Source organism: Nostoc sp. UCD121, from assembly GCF_014222285.1.
Classification (GTDB): Bacteria; Cyanobacteriota; Cyanobacteriia; order Cyanobacteriales; family Nostocaceae; genus Nostoc.
In genome coordinates this window covers 1-9152 of the sequence record NZ_JACKZS010000262.1, presented here as the reverse complement: position 1 = coordinate 9152, position 9152 = coordinate 1, and the positions used below count along the sequence as shown (strand labels likewise).

The window sequence follows — 9152 nt, the reverse complement described above, 5'->3', positions numbered from 1 at the left end:
AACTTTGTGCATGACGTTGTAGATTTTGAGGCGATACGCGATCGCATTTTATTTGAATTGAAGTTGGGACGGCAAGCCTCAGCTTACAAAGCAGCACAGAAAGCACTTAATCGATTTATTCAAGAAATAAAACATCTGATTGACAGTTTCTGATTGGTGCCAAAACTGCTGCAAGAAGTCACGATTTCTCCAAATTGATTGGTTTTTATCACTTTTTAATGTTAAGCAATATTTCGCCAACAGTGTCTTCGCTATATTTACCCCTATTAGCAGCAACTTCAACAAAACGCCTCCGAGTTTATCGAACCTTAGAGCCTGTCAAGAAACAACTTTTACATGTTGAAGTATAGATGTTATGCTCAAACTATGAAAAAAGCTAACAGGAACGAGTAGGTAAATACTAGGGCTTGCTAGTGTGACAAAACAAGAAATAGATATAAATACGGGTAGACATGGCAACCTTAGAACTGAGCGATGAACAATTAAGTGTGATTTCAAAGGCTTGTGAACTTCTATCCCGGATCTACATGGGACAACTTGAAGAAGTGGCTTGGCTTTTTAGTTCATTGCCAGAGGCTCGATATCAAGAATTGACCGAAACTTTAAAAGCACTAAACAGCGTAATTACCTTGATGCCAAAACAAGCACATTTTGGAATCAGAGATGAGCGTGTCCCAGAAGAGGCTCGTTGTGCTTACGACATTCATCAAGTGATTCGGTATCACTTGGCATGGAAACAGCAGCCTAATGGAGGATTTGGGATTAATTTCGATAAGCCTTTGCCGTATGGAAGGATATCTCTACCGACAATTAATGAATGAATCTTATCTAAGTACAGGCATATTTGCGGTGAAGTTCCGATTCGGTAATGAGTAAAATGATGAATGATTTGGATGAGGAGTTAGCTGTGAAACTACAACTGGTTCTTCCCCATCTCAATGAGCGACAAAAACGGTTATTATTAGCTGCTGAAGCTCATAGCTTAGGATATGGCGGAATCTCACGAGTTGCTCGTGCTAGCGGTGTTTCACGCCCTACGATTCATCGAGGACTCGCTGAGTTAGAAACACAAATCCCACAATTTGAAGCTCGAATTCGTATCCTTGGTGGTGGTCGTAAACGCATTGAAGAAACCTATCCAGATATTTTGTCAGCATTAAACCATCTAATTGACCCCGATACTCGTGGAGATCCGGAATCTCCTTTGAGATGGACTTGTAAAAGTACTCGTCAGTTAGCAACTGCTTTGAAGCAACAAGGTTACCCAGTCAGTCATCAAGTTGTGTCTCAGTTGCTTCACGCCCAACACTACAGCCTCCAAGCAAATGTCAAAACCCGTGAAGGCAACCAGCATCCAGACAGAGATGCTCAGTTTCAGTATGTTAATGAGCAGACTAAAACCTTCTTAGCACAGCAATTACCTGTCGTTTCAATGGATGCCAAAAAGAAGGAATTAGTCGGAAATTTTAAAAATCCAGGTCAAGAATGGCAGCCCCAAAAGCAACCCATTGAAGTGAATGTTCATGATTTTCCTGACCCAGAGTTAGGTAAAGCTATCCCCTATGGAATCTATGATATTGGACAAAATAATGCCTGGGTATCAGTTGGACAAGATCATGATACTGCTAGTTTTGCTGTTACTACCTTACGACGTTGGTGGGAAACTATCGGTAGTGTAACTTATGCTAATGCTAAACAGTTGCTTATCAATGCTGATTGTGGTGGCAGCAATGGCTATCGTGTTCGATTATGGAAACTCGAACTGCAAAAATTTGCTACCCTTACAGGGTTAGATATCACTGTCTGTCATTTGCCTCCTGGAACTAGCAAGTGGAATAAGATTGAGCATCGGTTATTTTCACATATCAGCATGAATTGGCGAGGCTGTCCGTTAACGAGTCACGAGGTCATTGTTCAGTTAATTAGTGCGACCAAAACAAAAACTGGATTAAATGTACAAGCACAACTAGATACAGGGCTGTATCCGACAAAAGTGAAAGTCTCAGATGAAGAACTAGCAACTGTGCAAATTACGCCACATGAATTTCATGGCGAATGGAATTACACTATCTCACCAAACCTCAATATTCTCTGAGACTTGTAAAAGTTGTTTCTTGACAAGCTCTAAGAGATAATTGAACTAAGCTAATCGGCATTTAAGCTGCATAATGTAAATGTAGAGCCGATGAACCTAAATATGCTACCACCAATCGAAAACTTTTTAACTTCGTGTTGAATATTTATTATATTAAATATATAGTATTGATGAGAAAAGGGTCATTTCAATATATTGAAAATTTTAATCCAAAATGGTAAATAGTAATATTGAGGAGCAATCCGTATTGGTGTACAAAAAAATATATTGCTAAAGTTAAAAAATATGGACGATTGATCAGGAGACATAGTAGTTTTTATGCCGATTTATATAGTCAAACCTAAGTAAGTTTCATGGATAATTGTTGGTGTAGTGTTCAAAATTAATGAAATTAAATTGTAATAACATTGAATATTATTTACGAGGTTTGAGGGCTATAGAGCTTATTATGTCTAAGTTTTAGCTTTCATGTCCTCTCCCTCTCTCAGCATTTACATATAATATTTTTAACTTAAGAAATACGATCACCTCGACAGATAGTTGCACTCAAACGGGGTATAATACCATCATCATGAACAGCGATGGCATCAGCTCTTTTTCCGACCTCCAAACTACCACGATCGCAAAATAGATTAATGGCTTTGGCTGGATTACTGGTAAATAATTGCATAGCTTGGTAAATAGGCTTGCCAGTCTTATGGGCAATTATCCAGATGGATTGCAATAAGCTTTGAGGAACATAATCAGAAGAGATCACATCAACTAAATCGTGCAAAACAAGTTCCATAGCTGAAACGTTACCAGAGTGAGAACCACCTAACACTAAATTAGGCGCACCCATCAAAACTTGTAATCCTAAGTTATGCGCTGCTTTGGCAGCTACTAATGTAGTTGGGAACTCAGCTAGCACTACTCCATCTTGAACCGCTTCTTGGACGTGTTCCACGGTAGCATCATCGTGACTTGCTAAGGAAATACCTTTGGCTTTGGTAAGTTCTACTAAAGCCATACGATTTTTTTGTGCATATAGTTGTTGCTGTTGCTGACGAATGATGATGAACTCGTCAATTTTGTCAGGAGTAACACCGTGCTTTCCCATGTAATACTCTTTAAACTTGTCCAACCGGGTAAACTGCCGTTGACCTGGAGTATGATCCATCAGCGAAATCATTGATAAAAGAGGATGATCTGAGTATTGTGCTGTAATCTCATAAACCTTTTCAAAAGCCAGTTCACAGCGTAGATGAATGCGATGTTCCACACAGAAGCGTCCGGCGACTTGTGCTTGGGAAATGACATCAATCATTGGCGCATAGTTAGTTAAGCGAGGAGAGCCAGCCGCCACATCACCAATTGCGATCGCATCACATACTGTTGTTACTCCTGCACTGGCTAAATCTCGGTCATGATAAACTGCTGCGGCTTCTAAAGGCCAACGAATACCGGGACGGGGAGACATACAGCGTTCGAGATTATCGGTGTGTAACTCAATCAATCCTGGTAATAGATAATCTCCCTGACCATCTTGACCATGACTCACAATCCCTGGTTGAATCTCAGCAATCAATCCATTTCGCACTACTAAAGTACCTAGCAGTTCTTGATCTGGTAGTTGCAGACGATAGTTAGTGTAAATCTGTTCATTCATGGTTCAATTATCCTTACCAAAAATTAATTCGCGGTTACAAAGTTGCGATCGCACTTCTTCATCGTGAAAAATGCCAATTAAGCCACAGCTTTTAGCTTTTTTCTCTTGCAACAGTTCAATGACTACTTGGCGATTGGTAGCGTCTAGGGCTGAAGTTGGTTCATCCAGTAGTAAAATAGGATAATCAACTGCTAAAGCACGAGTAATATTTACCCGTTGCTTTTCGCCTCCAGAAAAGGTAGTAGGGGAAAGATGCCACAGTCGTTCTGAGAGATTGAGGCGACAAAATAAGTCTTTAACTTTGTTATATGCGACATCTATATCTACCCCTAATTCTAATAGTGGTTCTGCGGCAACTTCTAAGGCTGGTACTCTGGGAATTACTCTTAAAAACTGACTGACATATCCAATGGTTTTCTGCCGGACTGCTAAAATCTCATGGGGAGCGAGTTGACATAAATCAACCCAATCTTCCTGATGTTTTATCCAGACTGAACCACTATCAACGCGATAGTTAGCATATAAACAGCGCATAAATGTAGATTTACCACTGCCAGATGCTCCAGAAAGGGCGACACATTCCCCAGCATTAACGCTCAAAGAAACACCTTCTAGCACCGATAGATTAATGCCTCCTTGCTGATGCAGAGTAAAACTTTTTCGCAAATTCTCAACTTGTAAAAGTGCTTTGCCAGAAGAGCTTACTGGACGATGATTAACAGTTAATGATTGCATGGTTAAGAAAATAGATGACTGTTGAACGCCAGTTGCTTCAACGCGGTGGTATTTCTTTCAAGTCGGCAAAGCCGCCCAACAGAGTGCCTTGGAAATCCGCGCAACACCCTGATATTTGTTGACTGTTGACTGTTAACCGTCAACAATCAACAAATATCAGGGTGTTAAAGCAGCACTGACTAAGAGTTGGGTGTATGGATGTTGTGGATCATCAAGTACTTGGTCAGTTAAACCTGATTCCACTACCTGTCCTTGTTGCATAACTAATAATCTGTGTGCTAAAAGCCTGACTACGCCGATATCGTGAGTAACTATAATCACGCTAAGGTGAAAATTGCGGACAAGCGATCGTAACAAATCTAATAATCGCGCTTGCACCGACACATCCAACCCTCCCGTCGGTTCGTCCATCAATATCAACCGAGGGCGTGTCACCAATACACGGGCAAGTTGTAATCTTTGTTGCATCCCCCCAGAAAAGCGAACTGGCAGATCATCTATCCTTGTGGGGTCAATTTCTACTTGTTGTAGCCAGTGCCTAGCCTCATCCCGAATATTGCCATAGTGCCGTACCCCAATATCTAGTAGGCGTTCGCCGATATTTGCTCCAGCACTGACCTTCATTCGCAGACCATCACGGGGATTTTGCTGCACAAAGCCCCACTCAGTTCGCATTAATAACCGCCGTTTAGCTTCCGCAAGTTGAAAAATTTCTAAGTCTTCACCGCTATGGCTAGTATAAGTAACATTACCTTTGTCAACAGCAATGTGATTGGCAACTGCACTCAGCAAAGTAGACTTACCTGAACCTGATTCTCCGACAATACCGAGAACTTGCCCAGGAAAGAGATTAAAAGAAATGCGATCGCAGGCTTTAATTGCACCGTAAGATTTACTTATTTGGTGAACCTGTAAAAGAGGTTTCATCGGTTTTAAATTTTTACTTTTGAATTGTTACAGTAGTCTGTATCTGAACAGATCCACATTCGCCCACCTTGGTCGTCAATCACTACCTCATCTAAATAGCTTTCTGTAGAACCGCATAATTCACAGGCTTTATCCCATTTTTCTACAGTAAAGGGATGGTCTTCAAAGTCGAGGCTTTTGACTTTGGTGTAAGGTGGAATTGCATATATGCGTTTTTCTCTCCCTGCACCAAATAATTGCAATGCCGGACTCATCTGCATTTTGGGATTATCAAAACGTGGGATCGGGCTAGGACTCATCAAATAGCGGTTATGCACCATTACCGGATAGTCGTATGATGTAGCAATATGTCCATGTGTAGTAATGTCTTCGTAAAGCTTGACATACATAGCTCCGTATTCTTCTAGAGCGTGCATTTTGCCTGTCTCTACAGATGAAGGTTCTAGCCAGCGTAAAGGTTCGGGTATTGGTACTTGGTAAACTAAAGTCTGTCCGTCCCGTAGTGGTGTTTCGGGTATGCGGTGGCGAGTCTGAATTAAAGTTGCTTCTTGTGTGCGTTCTGTTGTCTTTACACCACAAACTTTTTGAAAAAAGCGACGAATATTAACAGCATTAGTGGTGTCGTCTGCTCCTTGGTCAATGACTTTCAAGACATCAGTTTGACCAATCACAGCAGCTGTTACCTGAATTCCACCAGTACCCCAGCCGTAAGACATGGGCATTTCTCTGGAAGAAAAGGGAATTTGATGTCCTGGAATCGCTACGGCTTTCAGCAAGGCGCGACGAATGGAACGTTTTGTTTGCTCGTCTAAATAAGCAAAGTTAAAGCCTGTTTCTGGGGAACTTGGGGCCCCCTCTGGGGATAAGGGGTAATGGCAATTGGGAGAAATATTCATTTTATTGGCGAGATCAAAGAGGCGGTTATAAATTGGGTGAAATGGTTTAAATCAGGTGTTGGCAGATTTGTAATTTTGGCTTTGTCGTCATAAATCCTTAACTGCACAGCATCTTGAGCATAGGGTTGCTGAATAAATTTCTCTGCCTGTTCTGGGGAAAATATGCCTCCTTGCAGTTCTAAGCTGCGTTTAGATGCGGCTGAGAGACTTTCCCAATATTCAGGAACAACTGAGCAAAGATAGCGTTTGGCGACGACATGAAGCCTAATTGGTTGTGTAACTGCTGGACTGAAAATCTGACGTAGTAAGGGAATGGCTTGATGTTCATGTTGATCGTCTATGCCTTTGCTGGCTGGATTATCTCCCAAGTCATGGATTAAATGCCCTAAATCATGGAGTAGGCAAGCAGTAATCAATTCATGGTTTTGACCTGATATTTCAGCGAGGGTAGCGCATTGCAAAGCGTGTTCTAGCTGGCTGACGGCTTCCGCACCATAGGATTGAGAACCCTTCTCGGTGAACAGGTCAATAATGCTTTCGATAGTAGGTTTCATAATAGGTAACTGATGACTGTTGACTGGATATTTATTGAATTTGATATCGAGCAACTTCTTTTCCTGCTACATATACAGAGCGAATCGCAGTAATTGCAGAGAATAAAGAATTATCAGGAGATATCAACAGGAAATCAGCATCTAAACCAGAAGCGATTTTACCTTTTTGATCGCTAATTCCCGCCGCCTCTGCTGGTTGGCTGGAAACTAATGACCATGCTTGTTCAAAAGACATCAAGCCTAATTCTTGAAGCTTGAAGGGTGCATAGAACAAGGAAGGATAATGATAGTCTGAGCAAAGACAATCGATAACGTTATTTTTTACCGCCTCAGTGACACTCATTAAACCTAAGTGAGAACCACCGCGCACTAAGTTAGGCGCACCCATGAGGACGGCTATACCATATTCACGAGATTTAGCAGCTAAGTCCACAGTAGCGGGAAATTCTGCGATCGCTACTCGGCGTTGTTGACTTAGTATTACTTTCTCTGGGCTATCATCATCGTGAGAAGCGAGAGGAATACCGTAGGTATGAGCTAAATCCACCAGTTGTTTTATTTGCACGTCTCCTTCATGTCGTCGTTCTGTTACTTGGTTGACTAATTCTTCGATTTCTTCTAATGACATCGATGATCTTTGCCTCACACTGTTGAGATATCGGCTCAATCTCTTTTGATTTCCAGGGGGTGGTAGGTGATCGTTGATAGACAAAATATGCACACGACCGGATACCATCCAATCACACAATTCTTGATGTCCGGCGATATTTGCCTCTTCATGCCTGATATGAATGCGATGATTGCAATTTAAAACTTGTTTTCCTGTCCCTAAGATGAAGTCAATTAAAGCACGAGCAGAATCTCGGCTGCGTAAACCTGGTTCGTAAGAGTCGGTAATTGAGCAGTAAAAGGTTGTAATACCCGATGCCAAGAGGTTGCGGTCATTATCTGCGATCGCTATTGGTAGAGGAAAGTTAACTCCAGGGCGAGGGCAAATCATCCTTTCAAAAGCATCGCCGTGTAAGTCAATAATTCCTGGCAACATCTGGAGTCCTTGAGCATTTACCAGATGAAATCCATTAGGACTACTGGCCTGATCAATGCTGGTAAATTGCCCATCTTCAATTAAAACTGTGGCATCTTCCAGCCAACCATCGGGAGTTAGTGCATTTACTCCTTGGATAGCAATTTTTGTGTTGGTTGGTTTTGATAATATTTGAATATTTTTAGGTGTTGTCACTGACTTACCTCAGTAAAAAATTTTATGCCTTTATATGGAGCTTTTTGAGTAGCGGCAATTCTGGAAGATAAATCACCTATATGCAGTTCCAGTTTGTGGTGATCGGGGTCGAGAATATATATAGATTCGCCTTCACTTGTATTTTGTTTCCACTGTTTGACTCCTAAAAATTTGAGACGATCGCTATATTCTAGAAACCTTTCTTCAGAGATACTAAAAGCAATATGAGTGTACTCATCCATAGGATTTGTGCGTGTGTTGGAATCTAAAGATAGACACAACCACAAGTCACCTGCCAGTAGATAAGCGCCTGTTTGCCACTTAGCGATCGCTTGACAACCTAGAATTTCGGTATAAAGATTAAAAGATTTTTCCAAGTCACAGACAGACAAAGTAATATGGTTAATTCCTGTAATCATTTCGCTTCTTCCAAAACCAAATCACTATTTTCTAAAGGCTCAGATTCTTCCGCAGTACCCGTTAATGACGATTGATTATTTAGCTGCTGCTCTCGGATTTTCCGCACCAGATTTAACTCAGCTTGAAAGTCAATGTAGTGTGGAAGTTTAAGGTGTTGGACAAAACCTTGTGCTTCAACGTTATCGGAATGGGAAAGTACAAACTCGACATTTTGGGCTGGGCCTTGAATTGTTTCTCCTAATTCCTCTGCTCGCATCGCCCTATCTACCAGCGCCATCGACATAGCTTTACGTTCGTTGTAACCAAAGGTGAGTCCATAGCCACGGGTAAACTGAGCAGGTAATTCTTTAGTACCTTTAAACTGATTTACCATTTGCACCTCGGTGACAGTAATATCTGCGATCGCTATTTCAAATCCCAATTCTTCTGGGCAAATTACCACCTCTACTTCCCCCATACGAATCTCTCCGGCAAAAGGATGGTTTCTGCCATAGCCTCGCTGTGTAGAATATGCCAAAGATAGCAAAAACCCCTCGTCTGCACGTGCCAGATTTTGTAGTCTCGCATCCCGCCCAGCAGGAAAGGTCAATGGTTGACGAGTTAGGTCAAAAGGTTGAGGGAATTGGGAATTGGGAAT

At 41.6% G+C, this 9152-nt stretch carries 10 protein-coding genes; 2 read left to right on the top strand and 8 right to left on the bottom strand.

What is annotated here, in order from left to right; genetic code table 11:
• Positions 1-452 precede the first annotated feature (452 nt).
• On the top strand, positions 453-821 hold the full coding sequence (locus GNF10_RS32465; RefSeq protein WP_185587319.1) for a hypothetical protein: 369 nt from the start codon (positions 453-455) through the stop codon (positions 819-821).
• Between the two features lie 59 nt (positions 822-880).
• The gene (locus GNF10_RS32460; protein ID WP_185587322.1) at positions 881-2095 is read left to right on the top strand and encodes an ISAzo13 family transposase; all 1215 of its coding nucleotides are present in this window, start codon (positions 881-883) and stop codon (positions 2093-2095) included.
• Between the two features lie 511 nt (positions 2096-2606).
• Here the strand turns inward: GNF10_RS32460 and phnM are convergent.
• The 8 genes from phnM to GNF10_RS32420 all read right to left on the bottom strand — a co-directional run.
• Positions 2607-3743 carry a phosphonate metabolism protein PhnM gene (gene phnM, locus GNF10_RS32455; RefSeq protein WP_185586500.1) on the bottom strand — a complete coding sequence of 379 codons (1137 nt, stop codon included), beginning with the start codon at positions 3741-3743 and terminating at the stop codon, positions 2607-2609.
• Between the two features lie 3 nt (positions 3744-3746).
• Entirely contained in the window at positions 3747-4478 is a 732-nt protein-coding gene (gene phnL / locus GNF10_RS32450) for a phosphonate C-P lyase system protein PhnL (protein ID WP_185586499.1), read from the bottom strand.
• Between the two features lie 156 nt (positions 4479-4634).
• Positions 4635-5405, bottom strand: a complete 771-nt coding sequence (gene phnK / locus GNF10_RS32445) for a phosphonate C-P lyase system protein PhnK (RefSeq protein WP_185586498.1) — start codon at positions 5403-5405, stop codon at positions 4635-4637.
• 5 nt (positions 5406-5410) lie between these two features.
• Entirely contained in the window at positions 5411-6301 is an 891-nt protein-coding gene (locus GNF10_RS32440) for an alpha-D-ribose 1-methylphosphonate 5-phosphate C-P-lyase PhnJ (protein ID WP_221644689.1), read from the bottom strand.
• Positions 6298-6855, bottom strand: a complete 558-nt coding sequence (locus tag GNF10_RS32435; RefSeq protein WP_185586497.1) for a phosphonate degradation HD-domain oxygenase — start codon at positions 6853-6855, stop codon at positions 6298-6300. The genes GNF10_RS32440 and GNF10_RS32435 overlap by 4 nt, the downstream gene beginning before the upstream one ends.
• A 31-nt stretch (positions 6856-6886) precedes the next feature.
• On the bottom strand, positions 6887-8095 hold the full coding sequence (locus tag GNF10_RS32430; protein WP_185586496.1) for an alpha-D-ribose 1-methylphosphonate 5-triphosphate diphosphatase: 1209 nt from the start codon (positions 8093-8095) through the stop codon (positions 6887-6889).
• Positions 8092-8514, bottom strand: coding sequence for a fosfomycin resistance glutathione transferase (locus tag GNF10_RS32425; RefSeq protein ID WP_185586495.1), 423 nt, complete (start codon positions 8512-8514; stop codon positions 8092-8094). The genes GNF10_RS32430 and GNF10_RS32425 overlap by 4 nt, the downstream gene beginning before the upstream one ends.
• Positions 8511-9152 (bottom strand): carbon-phosphorus lyase complex subunit PhnI (locus GNF10_RS32420; RefSeq protein WP_185607361.1); only part of this gene is annotated, 642 nt, incomplete at its 5' end. The genes GNF10_RS32425 and GNF10_RS32420, both read right to left, overlap by 4 nt.

What these genes read in the sequence shown, in the direction of transcription:
- GNF10_RS32460 (WP_185587322.1), top strand. Translation starts at nt 881, where the DNA reads ATGAATGATTTGGATGAGGAGTTAGCTGTGAAACTACAACTGGTTCTT.
- phnL (WP_185586499.1), bottom strand. Translation starts at nt 4,478, where the DNA reads ATGCAATCATTAACTGTTAATCATCGTCCAGTAAGCTCTTCTGGCAAA.
- GNF10_RS32425 (WP_185586495.1), bottom strand. Translation starts at nt 8,514, where the DNA reads ATGATTACAGGAATTAACCATATTACTTTGTCTGTCTGTGACTTGGAA.
- GNF10_RS32440 (WP_221644689.1), bottom strand. Translation starts at nt 6,301, where the DNA reads ATGAATATTTCTCCCAATTGCCATTACCCCTTATCCCCAGAGGGGGCC.
- GNF10_RS32465 (WP_185587319.1), top strand. Translation starts at nt 453, where the DNA reads ATGGCAACCTTAGAACTGAGCGATGAACAATTAAGTGTGATTTCAAAG.
- phnK (WP_185586498.1), bottom strand. Translation starts at nt 5,405, where the DNA reads ATGAAACCTCTTTTACAGGTTCACCAAATAAGTAAATCTTACGGTGCA.
- GNF10_RS32435 (WP_185586497.1), bottom strand. Translation starts at nt 6,855, where the DNA reads ATGAAACCTACTATCGAAAGCATTATTGACCTGTTCACCGAGAAGGGT.
- phnM (WP_185586500.1), bottom strand. Translation starts at nt 3,743, where the DNA reads ATGAATGAACAGATTTACACTAACTATCGTCTGCAACTACCAGATCAA.